This window comes from uncultured Bacillus sp., from assembly GCF_958411575.1.
GTDB lineage: Bacteria > Bacillota > Bacilli > Bacillales > Bacillaceae > Bacillus > Bacillus spizizenii.
In genome coordinates, this window is record NZ_CATYRA010000004.1 from 292,441 (window position 1) to 315,046 (window position 22,606).

General features: G+C 45.0%; 21 protein-coding genes, 1 other RNA gene and 1 other annotated feature. Of the genes, 19 read left to right on the forward strand and 3 right to left on the reverse strand.

Going from position 1 to position 22,606, the window contains the following annotated elements; genetic code table 11:
• Nucleotides 1-2: 2 nt before the first annotated feature.
• The 5 genes from ruvB to yajC are packed head-to-tail and all read left to right on the forward strand — an operon-like array spanning nucleotide 3 to nucleotide 3,737.
• Nucleotides 3-1,007: a Holliday junction branch migration DNA helicase RuvB gene (gene ruvB, locus Q5C82_RS09240; RefSeq protein ID WP_003222667.1), complete on the forward strand. Its 1,005-nt coding sequence runs from the start codon at nucleotides 3-5 to the stop codon at nucleotides 1,005-1,007.
• Complete coding sequence (locus Q5C82_RS09245) at nucleotides 1,000-1,200, forward strand: DUF2905 domain-containing protein (RefSeq protein ID WP_003222669.1); 201 nt, start codon at nucleotides 1,000-1,002, stop codon at nucleotides 1,198-1,200. Before ruvB ends, Q5C82_RS09245 begins: the two co-directional genes overlap by 8 nt.
• A 29-nt stretch (nucleotides 1,201-1,229) precedes the next feature.
• On the forward strand, nucleotides 1,230-2,258 hold the full coding sequence (queA, locus tag Q5C82_RS09250; RefSeq protein WP_003222672.1) for a tRNA preQ1(34) S-adenosylmethionine ribosyltransferase-isomerase QueA: 1,029 nt from the start codon (nucleotides 1,230-1,232) through the stop codon (nucleotides 2,256-2,258).
• A 26-nt stretch (nucleotides 2,259-2,284) separates the two neighbouring features.
• The gene (gene tgt / locus Q5C82_RS09255) at nucleotides 2,285-3,430 is read left to right on the forward strand and encodes a tRNA guanosine(34) transglycosylase Tgt (protein ID WP_003222675.1); all 1,146 of its coding nucleotides are present in this window, start codon (nucleotides 2,285-2,287) and stop codon (nucleotides 3,428-3,430) included.
• Between the two features lie 40 nt (nucleotides 3,431-3,470).
• Nucleotides 3,471-3,737, forward strand: a complete 267-nt coding sequence (gene yajC / locus Q5C82_RS09260; RefSeq protein ID WP_003222677.1) for a preprotein translocase subunit YajC — start codon at nucleotides 3,471-3,473, stop codon at nucleotides 3,735-3,737.
• Between the two features lie 56 nt (nucleotides 3,738-3,793).
• Here yajC and Q5C82_RS09265 read toward each other — a convergent pair whose 3' ends face one another.
• Complete coding sequence (locus Q5C82_RS09265; RefSeq protein ID WP_032727405.1) at nucleotides 3,794-4,183, reverse strand: TIGR04086 family membrane protein; 390 nt, start codon at nucleotides 4,181-4,183, stop codon at nucleotides 3,794-3,796.
• 197 nt (nucleotides 4,184-4,380) lie between these two features.
• Here Q5C82_RS09265 and Q5C82_RS09270 point away from each other — a divergent pair, with 197 nt between their 5' ends.
• Complete coding sequence (locus Q5C82_RS09270) at nucleotides 4,381-5,037, forward strand: DUF421 domain-containing protein (protein ID WP_003222681.1); 657 nt, start codon at nucleotides 4,381-4,383, stop codon at nucleotides 5,035-5,037.
• 3 nt (nucleotides 5,038-5,040) lie between these two features.
• Here the strand turns inward: Q5C82_RS09270 and spoVB are convergent, their stop codons facing one another.
• Nucleotides 5,041-6,597, reverse strand: a complete 1,557-nt coding sequence (gene spoVB, locus Q5C82_RS09275; RefSeq protein WP_003222683.1) for a stage V sporulation protein B — start codon at nucleotides 6,595-6,597, stop codon at nucleotides 5,041-5,043.
• Between the two features lie 116 nt (nucleotides 6,598-6,713).
• Here spoVB and comN point away from each other — a divergent pair, with 116 nt between their 5' ends.
• The 8 genes from comN to dtd all read left to right on the forward strand — a co-directional run bounded on the left by comN (nucleotide 6,714) and on the right by dtd (nucleotide 16,097).
• Entirely contained in the window at nucleotides 6,714-7,010 is a 297-nt protein-coding gene (gene comN / locus Q5C82_RS09280) for a post-transcriptional regulator ComN (protein WP_003222684.1), read from the forward strand.
• Between the two features lie 38 nt (nucleotides 7,011-7,048).
• Nucleotides 7,049-9,262, forward strand: coding sequence for a protein translocase subunit SecDF (gene secDF, locus Q5C82_RS09285; protein WP_003222686.1), 2,214 nt, complete (start codon nucleotides 7,049-7,051; stop codon nucleotides 9,260-9,262).
• Nucleotides 9,263-9,419: 157 nt separating this feature from the next.
• Nucleotides 9,420-9,917: a cation:proton antiporter regulatory subunit gene (locus tag Q5C82_RS09290; protein WP_003222688.1), complete on the forward strand. Its 498-nt coding sequence runs from the start codon at nucleotides 9,420-9,422 to the stop codon at nucleotides 9,915-9,917.
• Between the two features lie 76 nt (nucleotides 9,918-9,993).
• A complete protein-coding gene (locus Q5C82_RS09295) occupies nucleotides 9,994-10,326 on the forward strand; it encodes a lipopolysaccharide assembly LapA domain-containing protein (protein ID WP_003222691.1) in 333 nt (110 codons plus the stop codon).
• A gap of 66 nt (nucleotides 10,327-10,392) precedes the next feature.
• Entirely contained in the window at nucleotides 10,393-12,753 is a 2,361-nt protein-coding gene (gene recJ, locus Q5C82_RS09300) for a single-stranded-DNA-specific exonuclease RecJ (RefSeq protein ID WP_003222692.1), read from the forward strand.
• Between the two features lie 5 nt (nucleotides 12,754-12,758).
• Nucleotides 12,759-13,271, forward strand: a complete 513-nt coding sequence (locus tag Q5C82_RS09305; protein WP_003222694.1) for an adenine phosphoribosyltransferase — start codon at nucleotides 12,759-12,761, stop codon at nucleotides 13,269-13,271.
• A 168-nt stretch (nucleotides 13,272-13,439) separates the two neighbouring features.
• The gene (gene relA / locus Q5C82_RS09310; RefSeq protein ID WP_003222696.1) at nucleotides 13,440-15,644 is read left to right on the forward strand and encodes a GTP diphosphokinase; all 2,205 of its coding nucleotides are present in this window, start codon (nucleotides 13,440-13,442) and stop codon (nucleotides 15,642-15,644) included.
• A gap of 12 nt (nucleotides 15,645-15,656) precedes the next feature.
• Entirely contained in the window at nucleotides 15,657-16,097 is a 441-nt protein-coding gene (dtd, locus tag Q5C82_RS09315; protein WP_003222698.1) for a D-aminoacyl-tRNA deacylase, read from the forward strand.
• A 24-nt stretch (nucleotides 16,098-16,121) separates the two neighbouring features.
• On the opposite strand, the gene Q5C82_RS09320 is transcribed toward dtd, so the two are convergent.
• Nucleotides 16,122-17,675 (reverse strand): SH3 domain-containing protein, encoded by a 1,554-nt coding sequence (locus Q5C82_RS09320; protein ID WP_003222700.1) that lies wholly within the window; start codon nucleotides 17,673-17,675, stop codon nucleotides 16,122-16,124.
• A gap of 132 nt (nucleotides 17,676-17,807) precedes the next feature.
• Here Q5C82_RS09320 and Q5C82_RS09325 point away from each other — a divergent pair, with 132 nt between their 5' ends.
• From Q5C82_RS09325 to Q5C82_RS09345, 5 genes are all read left to right on the forward strand, one after another.
• The gene (locus tag Q5C82_RS09325) at nucleotides 17,808-17,978 is read left to right on the forward strand and encodes a YrzK family protein (RefSeq protein WP_003222701.1); all 171 of its coding nucleotides are present in this window, start codon (nucleotides 17,808-17,810) and stop codon (nucleotides 17,976-17,978) included.
• Between the two features lie 59 nt (nucleotides 17,979-18,037).
• Nucleotides 18,038-18,269: a binding site (T-box leader), on the forward strand.
• A 90-nt stretch (nucleotides 18,270-18,359) separates the two neighbouring features.
• A complete protein-coding gene (gene hisS / locus Q5C82_RS09330) occupies nucleotides 18,360-19,634 on the forward strand; it encodes a histidine--tRNA ligase (RefSeq protein WP_003222705.1) in 1,275 nt (424 codons plus the stop codon).
• Nucleotides 19,635-19,647: 13 nt separating this feature from the next.
• Complete coding sequence (aspS, locus tag Q5C82_RS09335) at nucleotides 19,648-21,426, forward strand: aspartate--tRNA ligase (RefSeq protein WP_003222706.1); 1,779 nt, start codon at nucleotides 19,648-19,650, stop codon at nucleotides 21,424-21,426.
• Nucleotides 21,427-21,486: 60 nt separating this feature from the next.
• A non-coding RNA gene (gene ssrS / locus Q5C82_RS09340) (6S RNA) lies at nucleotides 21,487-21,679 on the forward strand.
• An 83-nt stretch (nucleotides 21,680-21,762) separates the two neighbouring features.
• Nucleotides 21,763-22,527, forward strand: a complete 765-nt coding sequence (locus tag Q5C82_RS09345) for a ThiF family adenylyltransferase (protein WP_003222707.1) — start codon at nucleotides 21,763-21,765, stop codon at nucleotides 22,525-22,527.
• The last annotated feature ends 79 nt before the right edge of the window (nucleotides 22,528-22,606 follow it).

A 22,606-nucleotide genomic window follows, 5' to 3' on the forward strand; every position in this document is an offset into this window, starting at 1 on the left:
TCATGGATGAACGGCTCGTCTCAAGTGAAGCAGACAACCATGAATCAGTGATAGAGCAAAGCCTGAGGCCGCAAAATTTGGCGCAGTATATTGGGCAGCATAAGGTGAAAGAAAATTTGCGAGTGTTTATAGATGCGGCAAAAATGAGACAGGAGACGCTTGATCATGTTCTTCTGTACGGGCCGCCCGGACTCGGGAAAACAACTCTTGCTTCCATCGTTGCCAATGAAATGGGAGTGGAATTGCGTACGACATCTGGGCCTGCGATTGAAAGGCCTGGTGATCTGGCTGCCATATTAACGGCGCTGGAGCCGGGAGATGTATTATTTATTGATGAAATACATAGGCTTCATAGATCGATTGAAGAGGTGCTATATCCTGCGATGGAAGACTTTTGTCTGGATATTGTGATCGGTAAAGGCCCTTCTGCCCGCTCGGTCCGGCTCGATCTTCCTCCTTTTACGCTGGTAGGCGCAACGACGAGGGTAGGGCTTTTGACGTCGCCGTTAAGAGATCGATTCGGCGTAATGTCTCGCCTTGAGTACTATACGCAAGAAGAGCTGGCGGACATTGTCACAAGAACTGCTGATGTATTCGAAGTTGAAATTGATAAACCGTCTGCTCTCGAAATCGCGAGGCGATCAAGAGGGACGCCCCGCGTAGCGAACCGCCTGCTGAGAAGGGTCCGGGATTTCGCTCAGGTACTGGGTGACAGCCGGATCACGGAAGAGATTTCACAGGATGCGCTGGAACGGCTGCAGGTTGACCGTCTCGGTTTGGATCATATTGATCACAAGCTGCTGATGGGCATGATCGAAAAATTTAACGGCGGCCCGGTGGGTCTCGATACCATTTCAGCCACGATTGGCGAAGAACCGCATACGATTGAAGACGTGTACGAACCGTACCTCCTGCAAATCGGATTTATTCAAAGAACGCCGCGGGGAAGGATCGTGACACCGGCCGTTTATCATCATTTCCAAATGGAGGCTCCCCGATATGACTGAATTCCCTAAGATCATTATGATTCTTGGAGCTGTTTTGCTTATCATCGGAGCAGTATTGCATTTTGTCGGCAAGATGCCGGGAGATATTTTTGTGAAAAAAGGAAATGTCACGTTTTTCTTCCCGGTTGTCACTTGTATCATCATAAGTGTGGTATTATCAATTTTGCTTAATCTTTTCGGCAGAATGAAATAACAAAAGACTAGAATAAAGGTGAAATTATCATGAAAGTCGATTTATTTGATTTTGAATTACCGGAACGTTTAATTGCACAAGTGCCGTTGGAGCAGCGTGATGCTTCAAGGCTGATGGTGCTTGATAAACATACAGGAGAGCTGACTGACAGCTCGTTTAAACACATTATCAGCTTCTTTAAAGAAGGAGATTGTCTTGTACTGAACAATACCCGTGTGCTGCCTGCACGGTTATTCGGCACAAAAGAGGATACCGGCGCGAAAGTGGAACTGCTTTTGCTGAAACAGGAAGCTGGTGACAGGTGGGAAACACTTGCCAAACCGGCGAAACGAGTAAAAAAAGGAACCGTTGTGACATTTGGAGACGGAAGGTTGAAGGCTGTCTGCACGGAAGAGCTTGAGCATGGCGGCAGAAGAATGGAATTCCAGTATGACGGTATTTTCTACGAAGTGCTGGAATCCCTTGGAGAGATGCCGCTCCCGCCATATATTAAAGAACAGCTTGATGACAGAGAGCGCTACCAGACCGTGTATTCTAAAGAAATCGGCTCTGCGGCCGCGCCTACTGCAGGCCTTCACTTCACGGAAGAAATCTTGCAGCAATTGAAAGACAAAGGTGTGCAAATCGAGTTCATCACTCTGCACGTAGGCCTTGGAACGTTTCGCCCTGTGAGTGCCGATGATGTTGAAGAGCATAATATGCATGCGGAGTTTTATCAAATGTCAGAAGAAACGGCTGCAGCCTTAAACAAAGTAAGGGAAAATGGCGGCCGGATTATTTCCGTCGGCACGACATCGACACGCACGCTTGAAACGATTGCCGGGGAACATGACGGGCAATTTAAAGCTTCAAGCGGCTGGACATCTATTTTTATATATCCGGGCTATGAATTTAAAGCCATTGACGGAATGATTACAAACTTCCATTTGCCGAAATCGTCATTGATTATGCTGGTGAGCGCGCTTGCTGGTAGAGAAAACGTTCTGCGCGCTTATAATCATGCGGTGGAAGAGGAATACCGTTTCTTCAGCTTCGGAGACGCGATGCTGATTTTATAATTTAAGAACAGGAGGCCTCATCAAAAGTGGCTGAACAACCAATACGCTATGAATTTATAAAAGAATGTAAACAAACAGGAGCGCGGCTGGGCATAGTGCATACTCCACACGGCTCCTTTGAAACACCAGTTTTTATGCCGGTTGGCACACTGGCGACAGTCAAAACGATGTCACCTGAAGAGCTGAAAGCAATGGATGCGGGCATTATTTTAAGCAACACTTATCACCTATGGCTCCGCCCGGGTCACGATATTGTCAAAGAAGCGGGCGGGCTCCATAAATTTATGAACTGGGACCGCGCGATTTTAACAGATTCAGGCGGTTTTCAGGTCTTTTCTCTAAGCAAGTTTCGTAATATAGAGGAAGAGGGCGTTCATTTCCGCAATCATTTAAATGGAGACAAGCTGTTTTTATCTCCGGAAAAAGCGATGGAGATCCAAAACACACTCGGCTCTGATATTATGATGGCGTTTGACGAATGCCCGCCATATCCGGCAGAGTACGATTATATGAAGCGGTCAGTTGAACGGACAAGCCGCTGGGCGGAACGCTGCCTGAATGCCCACAACCGTCAGGATGAACAGGGGCTGTTTGGTATTGTACAAGGCGGAGAATATGAAGATCTGCGCACACAAAGCGCGAAGGACTTGATTTCTCTTGATTTCCCGGGATATGCTATAGGCGGATTATCTGTCGGTGAACCGAAGGATGTCATGAACCGTGTGCTCGAGTTTACAACACCGCTTTTGCCGAAGGATAAACCGAGATATCTGATGGGCGTCGGTTCTCCGGACGCGCTGATCGACGGAGCGATCCGCGGGGTCGACATGTTTGACTGTGTGCTGCCTACCCGGATTGCAAGAAACGGCACTGTGTTTACAGCTGAAGGCCGTCTCAATATGAAAAATGCGAAATTTGAAAGAGACTTCCGTCCGATTGATGAAGAGTGCGGTTGCTATACATGTAAAAACTATACTCGCGCGTATATCAGACACTTGATCCGCTGCAATGAGACATTCGGCCTTCGATTAACAACTTACCATAACCTTCATTTTCTGTTACACTTAATGGAGCAGGTAAGACAGGCTATTCGCGAGGATCGTCTGGGTGATTTCCGAGAAGAGTTCTTTGAGCGTTACGGCTACAACAAGCCAAATGCGAAAAGCTTCTAAATAAAAATGAAAAACAAGCTTACAGAAAGGGGTGAAAATCATGACAGGCACTTTAGGTACATTGGTTCCTATTATTTTAATGTTTGCGGTCCTTTACTTCTTGCTGATTCGTCCTCAGCAAAAACAGCAAAAGGCAGTACGCCGAATGCAGGAGGAACTGAAAAAAGGCGATTCAGTAGTGACAATCGGGGGATTGCACGGTACTGTTGACTCTATCGACGAAAGCAAAGTCGTAATTAAGACTGGTGAAAACACACGTCTTACGTTCGACCGCCGCGCGATCAGAGAAGTTTCTGCTGCTGAATAACAGCAGGAGCTATACATAGCAAACAAAAAAGAGCGGGTGAGTGAGCCCGCTCTTTTTTATGTGGAAGATCTGTTTCCCCTCATGTTCACGCCGAAAATCCCGCCCAGCATGCACACCCCTAAAAATCCAAGATGGAAGAGCAGCTGTTCCGCTGTAAATGTCTTTCCGAATCCTAAATACTGAAACAATAAAATAATCAGAGAAAAGCTTAAGGCAGTCAATGCCCCGATCATCCAGCCTCTTTCCTTCCCTTTACCGCCAGAAATGAACCCGCCGATGAACAAAGAAAGAAATGAGATGGCGGTAATCAGCCAGTTAAATGATGACTCTTCCAGCGAGGTTGCCGTCAGTAAAAGTGAAACGGCTAAACTCGTCAGGAGCATGGCTGAGAAAATGGCGATTAAGCCGTAAAGAATGCCTTTTCCAACTTGTTTCGTTTCCTCCATGAATGTCTCCTCTCTGCCTGTATTAAAAGGCTTCTGTTCTTTTTGAACAAAGCCGCCAGACATGCTGGTGGCTCGTCTTTGTAAAAATGTATTCCCCTATCCCATGAATTAGACGTAAAAGCTTTATGAAATACGATCGGTTTTCCTTACATAAATTGTTCGTTTTGTTGCAACCTATAATGAGTTGGAGGTGCATGATGGAAGAGCTTCTCACTATTACGTTTCGCACAGTCATATTGTATTTTGTGATATTGGTCATTTTTCGTTTCATGGGCAAACGGGAGATCGGGGAGCTTAGCATTTTAGATCTCGTTGTCTTTATCATGATGGCTGAAATTGCCGTTTTAGCCATAGAAAACGTAGAAGATCATCTATTTCATACCATTTTGCCAATGCTTGTATTAATGATCATCCAAGTGACTTTGGCATACTTTTCTTTAAAAAACCGAAAAGTCCGCCAGCTTCTTGACGGAAAGCCGACCATTATTATTAAATATGGGAAAATTGACGAAGACGCCATGAAATCACAGCGTTATAATTTTGATGATTTAATGGTTCAGCTCAGAGAAAATAATATCGACAGAGTAACTGATGTATCATTTGCTATTTTAGAGCCGTCAGGCAAACTGACTGTTGTAAAGAAAGAAAACAGCGGAGAGCATCGGCAGCTCGAAATGCCGCTTATTATAGACGGCTCTATTCAAACAGAAAACCTGTCCAGAATTGACAAAGACAAACAGTGGTTGCTTGAATCACTAAGAAAACACGGACATGCAAATCCTTCAGATATTTCATTTTGCTCGTTTACTGACGGTGAGTTATTTATAGATGAAAAAGATGGGCACCGCACATGACCTTTAGCGGACGATCAGACGTCCGATAATAGGAATGCGGCGAAGCTCATCTTTTTTAATTAAACGGAAAACGAGCAGGAGGATGATATAGATGGCAGCACTTATCGCAATCCATCCGGCGACATTCACAGCCTCGGACGATCCAAAGCTTACATATTGTTTGATGGCGGAGCTGGTGAATCCGCAAATTACAATAACAGCGAAGCTGAGCGCGTACTCCTTGATTTTGATACTGATCGGCAGCACCTTGCTTACGGTCGCCGCGTGCAAAAGCGTGACGAGCACCATGCCTGTCACAATGGCTAATGCCGCGCCCATAATGCCGAGAGACGGCCTAGTGGCGAGGGCAAAAATAAGACCGGTTTTGACAAGCGCTCCGATTAAGCTGTTCATCATCGCAGCCCCTGCTAAATTAAGCGCCTGCAGCACAGCTTGAAGAGGACCCTGGAAATAATAAAGCAGAAAAAACGGGGCCATCACTTTTATAAATACAGCTGCGCCAGAGGAACCGTACATCACCTTCATCAGCTCATCCGCAAATACAAATAAAATGACAACTGAAATGCCTCCGCTAAGCAGACACAGACGCATGGCCTGTTCCAAGCGGTATTCCACCACCTGCAATTTTTTCTGCTCCATTCCTTCACTGATCGCAGGAACAAGCGCGGTCGATAAAGAATATGTAATAAAGCTGGGCAGAGTCAGCAGGGTCATGGCAAAGCCGGTCAGCTCCCCGTATTGCTTTGTAGCGGCAACTGTCGCCACACCGGCGATAGCAAGGCTTTGAGCGACGACAATCGGCTCGAAAAACCAAGAGAGATTGCCGATAAAGCGGCTTCCGGTCGTCGGAAGGGACACGCTCATTAATTGGGAAAATGTTTGTTTTCCGTTTTTAATCGACTGGAAAAAGTGCTTTCTGATTTTAATTGTCTTTTTATATTTAAAACAAACAAATAAATACAGAAGTGACGCCAGCTCCCCTGCGACCGAGGATAGCATTGCCCCCGCTGCGGCGTATTCAATTCCGTAAGGGAGAAAAATCGTCGTACAGACAGCGACGAGTGAAATGCGGACGACCTGTTCAAGGACTTGGGACACAGCAAGCGGGTTCATATTCTGTTTTCCTTGAAAGTATCCCCTCAGCACACTTGATATGGCGATAATCGGCACAACCGGCGTAATGGCCAGAAGCGGATACAGTGTTCTTTTATCTGTCAGCATCGTTTCAGCCATAACCGGGGCGAAAAACAGAAACAGCGGTGTGAAAATCAGGCTGAGCACTCCTGTGATGGTCAGAGACATGACTAAAATATTTTTTGTTTTTTGATGGTCTCCGCGCGCGCTGGCTTCAGCGACAAGCTTGCTGATCGCGACCGGCAGACCGAATTGAGTTAATGTAGTGGCCAAGAAGAAGGTAGGCGCCGCCATCATGTAAAGCCCGACTCCTTCTTCACCGATAAAACGGGCGATAACCACCCGGTTGACAAACCCGAGCATTCTTGTAACCATTCCTGCTGCGATAAGAATAAGAGTGCCCCTTAAAAACGTCTGTTTCGCCATTTTTACCCCCTGCCTTCTCAAACTACCTGTAATCATATACAATAAAGATATGCGTATATATCGTCCAAGCATGACAAGTCTTCTTGAAAAACAATAAAAAAGGAGCGTGGAAATACATGGAGAAGCATCCTGCTGATCTATATAAAGACCACGTCAGGCCGTTTCTTTACAGCAAACTGGAAGAGTTTAAGATTCTCGGGTATGATGATGTTGAACTCGAAAGTTTGTGGTCATACTTAACAGGTAAGAAGTGGAAAAAGAAAACGGAACTGCACATTTATGAAATGACGAGCGATATTTTATCAGTAAAAATTGGCGAATTTATGAACTATGCAACTGTTGAGTCATTTAAAACGTCTAATTGGCTGGGCAGTGAAGAAGGCCAGGAAGCATTGGAAGAACTGCTGAGATAGCAGGTTGATTCGCACAGGTTTAAGGGAGGATATACATAATGAAAAAAGGACGCTTGATTGCGTTTTTCCTTTTCGTTTTATTGATCGGCACGGGCTTGGGCTACTTTACGAAGCCCGCCGCGAACAATATTACATTAGGATTGGATTTGCAAGGCGGATTTGAGGTGCTGTATGATGTACAGCCCGTAAAAAAAGGTGACAAAATCACAAAAGACGTTCTGGTCAGCACAGTAGAGGCATTGAACCGCAGGGCCAATGTTCTCGGTGTCAGCGAACCGAACATCCAAATTGAAGGAAATGACCGGATTCGCGTTCAGCTCGCTGGGGTGACAAACCAAAACAGAGCGCGTGAAATCTTAGCCACTGAAGCGCAGCTTTCTTTCAGAGATACAAATGATAAGGAATTGCTGAATGGCTCTGACCTCGTCGAAAACGGGGCTAAACAAACATATGACGCCAAAACAAATGAACCGATTGTCAGCATTAAATTGAAGGATGCTGATAAATTCGGCGAAGTGACCAAAAAGGTCATGAAAATGGCGCCAAATAACCAGCTTGTCATTTGGATGGATTACGAAAAAGGGGACTCCTTTAAAAAAGAAGTTCAAAAAGAACATCCTAAATATGTATCAGCTCCAAATGTAAGTCAGGAATTGAACACAACAGACGTTACAATTGAAGGACAGTTTACTGTTCAAGAAGCAAAAGATTTAGCCAGCATTTTAAACGCCGGCGCGCTTCCTGTGAAACTGACTGAAAAATATTCAACATCAGTAGGTGCACAATTCGGCCAGCAGGCGCTCCATGAGACGGTGTTTGCCGGTATTGTCGGTATCGCAATTATTTTCTTATTTATGCTTTTCTATTACCGCCTGCCGGGATTTATTGCGGTAATTACACTATCGGTTTATATCTATATTACACTCCAGGTCTTTGACTGGATGAATGCTGTGCTCACGCTTCCGGGAATTGCCGCCCTCATTTTAGGTGTCGGGATGGCTGTCGATGCCAACATCATCACCTATGAGCGGATTAAAGAAGAGCTCAAGCTAGGAAAGTCAGTTCGCTCTGCCTTTCGTTCAGGAAACAGACGGTCATTCGCGACGATTCTTGATGCGAATGTTACAACGATTATTGCGGCCGTTGTGCTCTTCATCTTTGGGACAAGCTCTGTAAAAGGGTTTGCGACGATGCTGATTCTGTCGATTTTGACAAGCTTTATCACTGCCGTTTTCTTATCAAGATTTCTCCTTGCTCTCCTTGTGGAAAGCAGATGGCTTGATCGGAAAAAAGGCTGGTTCGGCGTCAACAAGAAATACATTATGAATATTCAGGATACAGATGAAAATACAGAGCCGCATACGCCGTTCCAAAAATGGGACTTCACGAGCAAACGCAAATATTTCTTTATCATCTCGAGTGCAATCACAATTGCTGGGATTATTATCCTGCTTGTGTTTAAATTGAATCTGGGAATTGACTTTGCGAGCGGTGCACGGATTGAAGTCCAAAGTGACCATAAGCTGACAACAGAGCAGGTGGAGAAAGATTTTGAATCCCTTGGCATGGACCCTGACACCATTGTTCTGTCAGGCGAAAAGAAAAATATCGGTGTTGCCCGTTTTGTTGGAGTGCCAGATAAAGAGACGATTGCCAAAGTAAAAACGCACTTTAAAGACAAATACGGGACAGAGCCAAATGTCAGCACAGTTTCACCGACAGTCGGTAAAGAGCTGGCGAGAAATGCTCTGTACGCACTTGCTATAGCTTCTATTGGAATCATTATTTACGTTTCGATCCGATTCGAATATAGAATGGCGATCGCCGCGATAGCTTCACTGCTATATGACGCATTCTTTATTGTCACGGTTTTCAGTATTACTAGGCTGGAGGTAGATGTTACGTTCATCGCTGCTATACTGACGATTATCGGGTATTCGATTAACGATACAATCGTTACCTTTGATAGGATTCGCGAGCATATGAAGAAGCGCAAGCCGAAAACATTTGCCGACCTCAACCATATTGTAAACCTGAGTCTGCAGCAAACCTTTACACGTTCAATTAATACTGTATTAACTGTCGTGATTGTTGTAGTGACACTGCTCATCTTTGGAGCATCTTCGATTACAAACTTCTCAGTCGCTTTATTGGTTGGACTGTTAACAGGCGTTTATTCCTCTCTCTACATTGCCGCACAAATTTGGCTTGTATGGAAAGGAAAAGAACTGAAAAAAGATTCGGTGCAATAAAAAATTCAGGCTGTCCTTTGCAGGGCAGCCTGTTTTTTGAAGTTTCGTTGAACTTAAAATAGACATTTGCTATAATGACATACACTTACATTTACACATATAAATGGTATTAAGCGTGTTTGTGACTGGTTTTCAGATATGTAGGAGGGTTTATATTATGAAGGTTCGCGAATCGCAGCTGCCGGGCATAGGGCATAAAGTTGAGATCATTACTAGAAATCGCGATAAAATTTCAATTATCATTCATCATGACGGCCGGAGGGAGCTGTACTATTTTGATGAAAATGATCATGAAGAATGTGTTGCCTCCGTGCAGTTTGATGACGCTGAAGCGAGGCAGATTTCTGCAATTCTCGGCGGAATGGCATATAAACCGAAAGTATTAGAAAGGGTCGAGGCAGCTCTTGATGATTTAATCATAGAGTGGTGTAAAGCAGAGACGGGCGCGCCTGCCATTCATCATACAATTGGTGATTTGGATGCGAGGCAGGAGTATCATGTGACGGTCATCGCGATTATTAAGAAGAACCAGGATAAACAACTAAATCCGGGATCTGAAACAGTCATTGATGAAGGTGATACACTTGTGATGTCCGGTGATGGAAACGGACTGAAGAGACTAATCCGGGAAAAATTAACCGCAAAAGAGGCTTGAACGACGTCAAGTCATGTTTAAAATCAGTTCTGACAGGGAAAGTTACCTCAGGTAAATAAACTTTGGGGGATAGAAAATGAATAAACAATGGACAATCATTTTCGCACTTATTTTTACCTTAATTGTCGCTATTTTTGCAGTCATTAATGTAAGATCCGTAGAAGTTGATTACCTGTTTGGCAGATCGGAGTGGCCGCTCATTCTTGTCATTTTAGGCTCAGTTTTAATGGGCGCGCTGATCGTATTTTCTGCCGGCATTTTTCAGGTGATGAAATTAAAGCGGGAAATAAAAGCGTTGCGGAAAGAAAACAAAACAGCACAAGAGACGATACATAAACAAGAAGATACACTGTATGCTGAACAGAACGACATGCAGGATGCATCAACCGGACTTGAGAAAAAAGACTAGTTTTCGAATAATATTTGAAACCCCTCAGCCTGCTCTAGTATAATAGGGTGGTTGAGGGGTGAATTTATGTTAGCGTCAAAAATGCGATGGGAAATCCAGCGACCAGATCAGGATAAGGTCAAATCACTCACAGAACAATTGCATATAACACCTCTTGTTGCGTCCCTGCTTGTAAAAAGAGGCTTTGATACGGCAGAAAGCGCAAGGCTGTTTTTACATACAAAGGATGCCGATTTTTATGATCCTTTCGAAATGAAGGGCATGAAAGAAGCGGTTGATCGTATAAAACAAGCGATTTCACAACAAGAACAGATTATGATATATGGCGATTATGACGCCGATGGGGTTACCAGTACGTCAGTGATGCTTCACACACTGCAAAAGCTGTCGGCTCAAGTTGATTTTTATATACCTGACCGCTTTAAAGAAGGATATGGCCCTAATGAACAGGCGTTTCGTTCGATTAAAGAACGGGGCTTCTCTCTGATTATTACAGTTGATACAGGGATTGCCGCTGTACATGAAGCGAAGGTGGCAAAGGAACTTGGGCTGGATGTCATTATTACCGATCACCATGAGCCGGGACCGGAGCTTCCGAATGTCCATGCGATCGTCCACCCGAAGCAGCCTGGCTGCACCTACCCGTTTAAAGAACTTGCCGGAGTTGGGGTCGCGTTTAAGCTCGCCCACGCTTTATTGGGCGAACTCCCGGATGAACTGCTTGACTTGGCGGCAATCGGCACCATTGCCGATCTTGTCCCGTTGCATGACGAAAATAGATTAATTGCAACACTAGGACTTGAAAGGCTTCGTCGGACGAATCGACTGGGCTTAAAAGAGCTGGTCAAGCTGTCAGGCGGAGACATCGGAGAAGCGAACGAAGAAACTGTCGGGTTCCAGATAGCACCAAGGCTGAATGCCGTCGGACGAATCGAACAAGCGGATCCCGCTGTTCATTTGCTCATGTCAGAGGATTCGTTTGAAGCGGAAGAGCTTGCCGCTGAAATTGACCAGCTGAACAAAGAGCGCCAAAAAATGGTCAGTAAAATGACGGATGAAGCGATTGAAATGGTTGAGCAGCAAGGTCTCGATCAAACTGCAATCGTCGTGGCCAAATCCGGGTGGAATCCAGGAGTTGTGGGGATTGTGGCTTCAAAGCTTGTGGACCGTTTCTACCGTCCGGCCATTGTGCTTGGCATTGATGAAGAAAAAGGGATCGCTAAAGGCTCGGCCCGAAGCATTAGAGGCTTTAACTTATTCGAGAGCCTTTCAGAGTGCAGAGATATTCTTCCTCATTTCGGGGGCCACCCAATGGCTGCGGGGATGACGCTGAATGCCGAAGATGTGCCGGATTTGCGGAACAGGCTGAATGAAATAGCAGACAACACGCTTACGGAAGAAGATTTTATTCCTGTACAGGAAGTCGATCTTGTCTGCGGTGTCGAGGACATTACAGTTGAAAGCATCACAGAAATGAACCTGCTGTCCCCATTTGGCATGCTGAACCCAAAACCGCACGTTCTCGTAGAAAACGCTGTGCTGGAAGATGTCCGCAAGATCGGCGCTAATAAAAATCATGTGAAAATGACGGTCAGAAACGAGTCGTCTCAGCTTGATTGCGTCGGTTTTAATAAAGGTGAGCTCGAAGAAGGCATTGTCCCGGGTTCAAGAATTTCAATTGTCGGTGAGATGTCTATCAACGAATGGAACAATAGAAAAAAACCGCAGCTAATGATTAAGGATGCCGCTGTTTCTGAATGGCAGCTGTTTGATTTAAGGGGAAAACGGATGTGGGAAGACACAGTTTCCGTCCTTCCATCTGCTAAACGGGCCATTGTCTCTTTCAAAGAAGACTCAACAACACTTCTTCAGACTGAAGACCTTCGCCGTGAAGTGCACGTCATCAGCTCTGAAGATCAAGCGAAGGCGTTTGACCTTGATGGTGCATATATTGTATTGCTGGATCCGCCGCCTTCGTTGGACATGCTCGCACGTTTGCTGGAAGGCAAGGCGCCTGAGCGGATATATTTCATTTTTCTCAATCAAGAGGACCACTTTTTATCAACATTTCCTGCAAGGGACCACTTTAAGTGGTATTATGCGTTCTTGCTGAAAAGAGGCGCTTTTGACGTAAAAAAACACGGTTCAGAGCTTGCGAGACATAAAGGCTGGTCCGTTGAAACAATCAATTTCATGACAAAGGTGTTTTTTGATCTAGGTTTTGTTAAAATAGAGAATGGTGTGCTGTCTGTGGTTAGCGGAGTAAAGAAACGCGACTTAACAGACTCACAAACATATCAGGCGAAACAGCAGCTGATGGAACTGGATCAAAAGCTGAATTATTCTTCTGCTGAAGAGCTGAAGGAATGGCTGAATAAGCTGATGAAACAAGATTCAGAGGCTTATGAAAGTACGAGGAGGACATAAAACAGATGGATTTAAAACAATACGTAACAATTGTACCGGATTACCCGAAAGAGGGCGTGCAATTTAAAGATATTACGACATTGATGGATAAAGGCGACGTATACCGCTATGCCACAGACCAAATTGTTGAATATGCGAAAGAAAAGCAAATTGATTTGGTCGTCGGCCCTGAAGCGCGCGGCTTTATTATCGGCTGTCCCGTTGCTTACGCGCTTGGCGTAGGTTTTGCGCCGGTCCGCAAAGAAGGCAAATTGCCTCGTGAAGTGATCAAAGTGGACTATGGCTTGGAATACGGAAAAGACGTATTAACGATCCACAAAGATGCGATTAAACCGGGTCAGCGTGTGCTTATTACAGATGACTTGCTTGCGACAGGCGGCACAATTGAAGCAACAATCAAACTTGTTGAAGAGCTTGGCGGCATTGTTGCTGGTATCGCTTTCTTAATCGAGCTTTCTTACCTTGACGGCAGAAAGAAGCTTGAAGATTATGACATATTAACATTGATGAAATACTAAAGGTAATCGCATAACGAAAAAAGCACTCCATGTCAGGGTGCTTTTTTCCTATTGTTTTGCAATTATTTTATATAATATTTGGCTATTTGAACTTCTGCTCTTTACATCTTTCGTTTTTTTCTTGATAATAAACTACAATACAGTTTACATTCTAAAAAAGGTGATTCCATGGCGAACGAACAAGTATTGACTGCCGAGCAAGTTATAGATAAAGCGCGTAGCTATCTATCTGATGAGCATATCGCATTTGTCGAAAAAGCATATCTGTACGCTGAAGATGCTCATCGCGAGCAATACCGCAAATCGGGCGAGCCATATATTATTCATCCGATTCAGGTTGCGGGGATTCTCGTTGATCTTGAAATGGACCCTTCCACAATCGCGGGGGGATTTCTGCACGATGTCGTGGAAGATACAGATGTGACGCTCGATGACCTGAAAGAAGCATTTTCCGAAGAAGTGGCAATGCTTGTGGACGGCGTAACGAAACTCGGTAAAATTAAATATAAATCTCAAGAGGAACAACAGGCGGAAAATCATCGCAAAATGTTTGTCGCTATGGCTCAAGATATCCGGGTCATACTGATCAAGCTGGCCGATCGTCTCCACAATATGCGGACGCTGAAACATCTGCCTCAGGAAAAACAGCGGAGAATTTCCAATGAAACACTGGAGATTTTTGCTCCATTGGCGCATCGTCTCGGGATTTCAAAAATTAAGTGGGAATTGGAAGATACGGCGCTCCGTTATTTGAATCCTCAGCAATATTACAGAATTGTCAACCTCATGAAGAAAAAACGCGCAGAACGTGAGCTTTATGTCGATGAGGTTGTCAATGAAGTGAAGAAACGTGTCGAAGAAGTGAACATCAAGGCTGACTTCTCGGGACGTCCGAAACATATTTACAGCATCTATCGAAAAATGGTGCTGCAAAATAAGCAATTCAACGAAATTTACGATTTGCTGGCTGTCCGCATTCTTGTGAATAGCATAAAGGACTGCTACGCGGTGCTCGGCATCATTCACACATGCTGGAAGCCGATGCCCGGCAGATTCAAAGATTATATCGCAATGCCGAAGCCGAATATGTATCAATCGCTTCATACAACGGTTATCGGGCCTAAAGGCGATCCGCTGGAAGTGCAGATCCGCACCTTTGAAATGCATGAAATTGCGGAATACGGGGTTGCGGCTCACTGGGCTTATAAAGAAGGGAAAGCGGCCAATGAAGGCGCAACCTTTGAGAAAAAGCTTTCTTGGTTCCGTGAAATTTTGGAATTCCAAAATGAATCAACAGATGCAGAAGAATTTATGGAATCGCTCAAAATCGATTTGTTTTCTGACATGGTGTATGTTTTTACGCCGAAAGGAGATGTAATCGAGCTTCCGTCCGGTTCTGTTCCGATTGATTTTTCTTACCGGATTCACTCGGAAATCGGCAATAAAACAATCGGTGCCAAAGTAAACGGAAAAATGGTAACGCTGGACCATAAGCTTCGGACAGGTGATATCGTTGAAATTCTCACTTCTAAGCATTCCTACGGTCCGAGCCAGGATTGGGTGAAGCTTGCCCAAACATCCCAGGCGAAGCATAAGATCCGTCAATTCTTTAAGAAACAGCGGCGCGAAGAAAATGTCGAAAAAGGCCGTGAACTGGTCGAAAAAGAAATTAAAAATTTGGATTTTGAAGTGAAGGATGTCTTAACGCCGGAAAATATCCAGAAGGTTGCTGACAAGTTTAATTTCTCAAATGAAGAGGATATGTACGCAGCGGTCGGCTACAACGGCATTACAGCCTTACAGGTGGCAAACCGCCTGACGGAAAAAGAGAGAAAGCAGCGCGATCAGGAAGAGCAGGAAAAGATCGTTCAAGAAGTCAATGCGGAACCTAAACCATATCCGCAGGGCAGAAAACGGGAAGCGGGCGTTCGTGTCAAGGGCATCGACAATCTTCTTGTCCGTTTATCAAAATGCTGTAATCCTGTACCGGGTGACGATATTGTCGGATTTATCACAAAAGGCAGAGGGGTTTCGGTCCATCGTGAAGACTGTCCGAATGTCAAAACGAATGAAGCCCAGGAGCGGCTGATCCCGGTAGAGTGGGAACATGAGTCACAGGTTCAAAAGCGCAAGGAATACAATGTTGAGATAGAGATTCTTGGATATGACCGCCGCGGATTGCTGAACGAGGTGCTTCAGGCTGTAAATGAAACGAAAACAAATATTTCATCTGTTTCTGGCAAATCGGATCGCAATAAAGTGGCAACCATTCATATGGCGATTTTTATTCAGAACATTAATCACTTGCACAAAGTCGTCGAGCGTATTAAACAGATTAGAGATATCTATTCTGTGCGCCGCGTCATGAACTAAAGGGGTTAGAAAATGAAATTAGTTGTTCAGCGAGTAACAGAAGCAAGCGTTACAGTGGATGAAGAGGTCGTCGGCCAAATTGGACAAGGCATCATGGTGCTGGTCGGCATCACTCACGATGATACAGAAGAGGATGCAGCTTATTTAGCCGATAAAGTTGTACATCTTCGTATTTTCGATGACAGTGAAGGAAAAATGAATCTGTCTCTTTTAGATATAGGAGGAGAGATTTTATCTGTCTCACAGTTTACGCTTTACGGAGATACGAGAAAAGGGCGCCGTCCGAACTACATGAACGCCGCCAAACCTGATAAAGCTTTAGGTCTTTATGAAAAATGGAACGACCTGCTTCGCGAAAAAGGAATCAAAGTCGAGACCGGAACGTTTGGAGCGATGATGGATGTTCAGCTTACAAACTCCGGACCCGTCACGCTCATTATGGATTCAAAATAAAAAGCTGCCAAAAGGCAGCTTTTTTTATTGGAAATATTTCTCTAGTCCGCTTTCAATCCCGTCTGTAACTTTTTCTTGGTATGAATTGCTATGTACAATGGCTTCTTCCTGCGGATGGCTTACATATCCCAGCTCATACAGCATAGCGGGCTGTCTATTTTCCCGAAGCACATAATAATCTCCGAATAATACGCCGCGGTCAGGAATGGAAGAACGCTTCACCACTTCAGAGTGTACATCTGATGCCAGTTCCTCATCTTTGGCAGGACTGTAGTAGTAAGCAGTGCTGCCTCTCGTGGAAGTATCCGCATAGCTGTCATAGTGAATGCTGATAAATGCGTCAGCGTTGCGATAGTGAGACGTAGAGACACGTGACTGTAAGCTGACAAAGGTATCATCCTGGCGTGTCACATACACATCGGCTCCAGCTGATCTGAGTTTGCTGGCGAGCAGTTTTGCCGTTTTGATCGTCAGGTTTTTCTCGAATTTACCCGAATAGCCGATTGTTCCGCTGTCTTTTCCTCCGTGTCCCGGGTCAACAATAATCGTTTTATTGTTCAGAGAACCGTTTCCGGACGGGGAATCAGAGACAGGGGATTCACCTGCTTCTTCTGCGCTTTTAGACGTTTGGACCACCCAATTGGCTACATAACCAGTCTGCCCGTTATCAAGCTTAATCTCATACCAGCTGCCCTTTGAACCTGTAATGGTGAACGAATCGCCTTTGGCAGCACGTTCAACGATCGAAGCTGATGTAGATGCATCACTTCTTACATTCGTTCCTCCGTATACAATATAGGCTTTTTTAGCGGGGGATGAACTGCCGGCATTAGCCGAACTTTCAGCTGGATCAGAACTAGTTAAAAGGTAATGGCTTGCAACCCAGCCTTTCAGCCCATTCACCTCGATGTGAGCCCAGCCGTTTTTCTCGTTGAGAACCGTAAGCTTCATTCCACGATCGAGTTTCGTTATAATCGCTGCGTCATGTGAGGCGGAGGCTCTTACATTTAGTGAAGATACACCGACCGTGCCCGTTGAAGCACCGGAAGATTCGGTTTGGGCACTCTTTGAAGACGCTGAACTGCTGCGGCCTGATGTAACATATTCAGATGAAACCCATCCGGTGGCATTTTGATAGGATATCTTGATCCATCCCGAATCTTTATCAATGACAGACGCTTGGCTGCCTTGCGGGAATTTGCCGATGACTTCGTATGAAGTGCCCGGTCCGGTTCTCATCCGCAGATCGGGGTCTGTTGATGTTACAGTATCACTGCTTTCCGAGGAGCTTGTGCCGGCTTGGTCTTCCTTTGTAATAAGCCAGGAGACCACCCATCCTTTTTCTCCGGAACCAAGTTGTATCTGCACCCAGTCTCCATCTTCCTTTAAAATCGGATAGCGCTCTCCTTTTTTCGCTTCCGCTGTAATCCCGTAGCTAAGCCCCGGACCGCTTCTGACGTTCATTTCATCTGTTGCAATGACCGCTTCTCCTTGAGCGGCTGTAACGGAGGAAAGTGGCGGGAAAAGCGCCCCCGCGAAAATAATAGATACAATAAGAACAAAGTATTTCTTGCTCATTGTGTCCTCCTTTCTGATGATCATTAAAAAAGCATTCTTGCTTATTATCGTAAAGTCCTTTCTGATTTTTAAATAAAAATAAAATGATTTGTTTATACTAGGCATAAATACAATCAAAAAGGTGTGCAAATCATGAAATATCATCCAAAAATGGGACGTGCATTTCACGACGGTGAAGCAAATCTGCATTACAGCGATCACGCAGATCCCGAAACGACCGGTTATCTTACTGAAACAGCATCTGAATTTGGTCTTATGTCTAAAGAAGCAGCGATGAGGAAAAACAACCGGAATAAAGCTTGACAGAGAACCCCAATCCCATTATTATAATAGAAATTGAGTACATAGCAAATGATGAAAGATTTGAACCAATAATGGAGAAGAGTAGGTCAGATTGCATGGCTAGAGAGGAACCGCCCCAGGCTGAAAGCGGATCCCATTGCGTCTTTCTCGAAACAACACTCCGGAGGTTTCCTGCTGAACGCGTTAATCCCGTCATTAGGCAGTGAACGTGAACCTGCGTTAAAGGATCGAGCGGGAATATGAACATATTCCAACTAGGGTGGCACCACGGGTATAACTCTCGTCCCTACTATACATGTATAGTAGGGACGAGAGTTTTTTTCATTTTCATCATGAACGATCATTGTATATTTTATAAGGAATACATAAGGAGGTCTACATATGGGATATAGCATTCCTAGAGGAACACAGGATATTCTGCCTGGAGAATCAGATCGCTGGCAGTTTGTTGAACAAATTATGAGAGACACTTGCCGCACTTATCAATATAAAGAAATTCGCACACCGATTTTTGAGCATACAGAACTGTTTGCCAGAGGTGTCGGTGAATCGACGGATATCGTGCAAAAAGAAATGTATACCTTTCAGGACCGAAAAGGCAGAAGCCTGACGCTTCGGCCAGAGGGAACAGCAGCCGCGGTTCGTGCTTTTAATGAAAACAAGCTATTCGCAAATCCTGTACAGCCGACAAAGCTTTATTATGTCGGACCGATGTTCCGTTACGAACGTCCGCAGACGGGCCGCTACCGCCAGTTTTATCAGTTTGGAATTGAAGCGATCGGCTCGAAAGACCCTGCAATCGATGCCGAAGTAATGGCGCTTGCGATGAGTATTTATCAAAAAGCAGGTTTGCAAAACGTTAAGCTTGTCATAAACAGCCTCGGCGACCAAGAAAGCCGCAAAAGCTACAGAGAAGCGCTCGTAAAACATTTTGAGCCTCGCATTGAAGAGTTTTGTTCAGACTGCCAGTCACGGCTGCACACAAACCCGCTCAGAATCTTGGACTGCAAAAAAGATCGCGATCATGAGCTGATGAAAACGGCACCTTCAATTCTGACATATTTAAATGAAGAATCAGCCGCTTATTTTGAGAAAGTGAAACAATACTTAAACGATCTTGGCATTTCGTATGAAATTGACCCTAACCTTGTGAGAGGGCTGGATTATTACAACCATACCGCATTTGAAATTATGAGCAATGCGGAGGGCTTTGGCGCGATTACGACACTTGCCGGCGGCGGACGCTACGACGGACTTGTCGAACAAATCGGCGGTCCTGAAGCGCCGGGCATCGGATTTGCGATGAGCATTGAACGCCTGCTTGCCGCAATTGATGCTGAAAAAAGAGAGCTGCCTGTTGATCAGGGAATCGACTGCTATATCGTCACACTCGGCGAAAAAGCCAAGGATTATTCTGTTTCATTGGTGTACAAACTGAGAGAAGCAGGCATTTCCAGCGAAATCGATTATGAAAATAAGAAAATGAAAGGCCAGTTTAAAACAGCTGACCGCCTGAATGCCAGATTTATTGCGATTTTGGGTGAAGATGAGCTGGCCCAAAATAAAATCAATGTTAAGGATGCACAGACGGGCGAACAGATTGAAGTGGCACTTGATGAATTTATACATGTGATGAAGGCAAACCAAAAGGGATAAGGAGTGGAATGTATTGTTTGGAAGAACATATTATTGCGGCGATATAACTGAAAAAGCAATCGGTGAATCTGTAACGCTAAAAGGCTGGGTCCAAAAAAGACGGGATCTCGGCGGATTGATTTTTATTGACTTGCGTGACCGTACAGGAATTGTTCAAGTCGTGTTTAACCCTGATGTGTCAAAAGAAGCACTAGCTATTGCGGAAGGCATCAGAAACGAATACGTGCTTGATATTCAAGGAAAAGTGGTGGCGCGTGAAGAAGGCACAGTCAATACGAATTTGAAAACAGGCGCGATCGAAATTCACGCCGATGGAGTGACCGTATTAAGTGCTGCAAAGACACCTCCGTTTGCGATTTCTGATCAAGCTGAAGACGTATCAGAGGACGTCCGTTTAAAACACCGTTACTTAGATTTGCGCAGACCGGCTATGTTTCAAACGATGCAGATGCGACATAACGTGACGAAAGCTGTCCGCAGCTTTTTAGATGATAACGGGTTCCTTGATATTGAAACACCGATTTTAACAAAAAGCACACCTGAGGGCGCACGTGACTACTTGGTGCCGAGCCGTGTGCACGAAGGTGAATTCTATGCGCTGCCTCAGTCTCCGCAGCTATTTAAACAGCTTCTGATGGTTTCCGGCATTGAACGCTATTATCAGATTGCCCGCTGTTTCCGCGATGAAGACTTGCGTGCAGACCGCCAGCCTGAGTTTACGCAGATCGATATTGAAATGTCCTTTATGAGCCAGGAAGACATTATGTCATTGGCTGAGGATATGATGGCAAAGATTATGCGTGAAACAAAAGGTGTGGAACTCAAGCTTCCTCTTCCTCGTATGACGTATGACGAGGCGATGAACAGTTATGGTTCGGATAAACCGGATACGCGTTTTGACATGCTTTTGACAGATGTATCTGACATTGTGAAGGACACAGAATTTAAAGTATTCTCATCAGCTGTGGCAAACGGCGGTGTGGTAAAAGCCATCAATGTAAAAGGCGGAGCTGGCGATTACTCCAGAAAAGACATCGACGCTCTTGGCGCTTTTGCAGCTAACTACGGGGCGAAAGGACTTGCCTGGGTGAAAGTTGAGGCAGACGGAGTGAAAGGCCCGATCGCCAAATTCTTTGATGAAGAAAAGCAGTCTAAGCTGATTGAAGCACTTGATGCTGCTGAAGGTGATTTGCTGCTGTTCGGAGCGGATAAATTCGAAGTTGTAGCCGCATCACTCGGCGCCCTGCGCTTAAAACTCGGGAAAGAACGAGGGCTGATTGACGAAAACCTGTTCAATTTCTTATGGGTCATCGACTGGCCGCTCTTAGAGCATGATCCGGAGGAAGGCCGTTTTTACGCAGCCCACCATCCGTTCACAATGCCTGTCCGTGAAGACCTTGAGTTGATTGAAACAGCGCCTGAAGACATGAAAGCACAAGCCTATGACCTCGTCTTAAACGGCTATGAGCTTGGCGGCGGTTCGATTCGTATTTTCGAAAAGGATATTCAGGAAAAAATGTTTGCGCTTCTCGGCTTCTCACAAGAAGAAGCAGCTGAGCAGTTCGGATTCTTACTGGAAGCATTTGAATACGGTGCTCCTCCGCATGGCGGAATCGCGCTCGGCTTAGACCGTCTCGTCATGCTTCTCGCAGGACGTACGAACCTAAGAGATACGATCGCATTCCCGAAAACCGCAAGCGCAAGCTGCCTGATGACAGAAGCGCCAGGGGAAGTAAGCGACGCCCAGCTTGATGAGCTTCATCTTTCAATCAAGAAAAAAGTTAAGAACTGAATGAGCAGTTCGATTCTTGAAAATCAAAATCGTCTGTGATATGATTTTGACAAGTTAAATAAAGTCCTGATGTGTTAGTTGTACACCTAGTTTTGACCGAACATTTTTTTGATTTGGGAGCCCGCATTTTTAAATGGCGTACATGCCTCTTTTCATTCGGTAAAGAGGACTTACAAGATTTAAAAGAGGGCACCCACCTGCTGAGAGCGGGTTCAAAACAAAGGAAAGCTGCAACGGCACTATTGGGACTTTATTTTTTGTGCGCAGAAAAAACGGCTGCTCATGGATCAGCCATGTTATAGATGAAACCCAGAATACGAATGTGGAGTGAGGTTCTTGTTACACCAGTTTTCACGCAATGAATTAGCTATCGGAAAAGAAGGCCTTGAAACGCTGAAAAACAGCACGGTTGCTGTGCTTGGGGTCGGCGGAGTCGGATCGTTCGCAGCGGAAGCTCTCGCGCGGTCAGGCGTCGGCCGCATTCTGCTTGTCGACAAAGATGATGTGGACATTACAAATGTAAACCGTCAGCTTCACGCGCTTCTTTCAACTGTCGGACAGCCGAAAGTTGATTTAATGAAAGCGCGGATCGCAGACATTAACCCTGAGTGTGAAGTGATCGCGTTAAAAATGTTCTATACGGAAGAAACGTATGAGCAATTTTTTGAATATAATCTTGACTATGTCATTGATGCGTCAGACACTATCCATTACAAAATCCATTTAATGAAAGAATGTTTGAAACGGGATATTCCGCTCATCTCCAGCATGGGTGCCGCAAATAAAACGGATCCGACACGCTTCCAAATCGCTGATATTTCAAAAACGCACACTGATCCAATTGCGAAGGTCGTCCGTACGAGATTACGCAAAGAGGGCATCAAAAAGGGCGTTCAAGTGATTTTCTCTGACGAAAGCCCGATTGTCATTCGGGAAGACGTCAGAAAAGAAGTGGGGAATGACGAAGCGGAAATCCGTAAAGCAAAAATGCCGCCGTCCTCTAATGCTTTTGTGCCGTCAGTGGCCGGTTTGATTATGGGCGGACATGTTGTCATGGATCTTTTGAAAGACATTGAAATCAAACGCGTGAAGGATAAATAACGCATAAAAACAGCCTTGATTATAGGGACTGACCCCATAATATGAGACAAATAAAAAACACCTTCTAGTTTGAAAACGG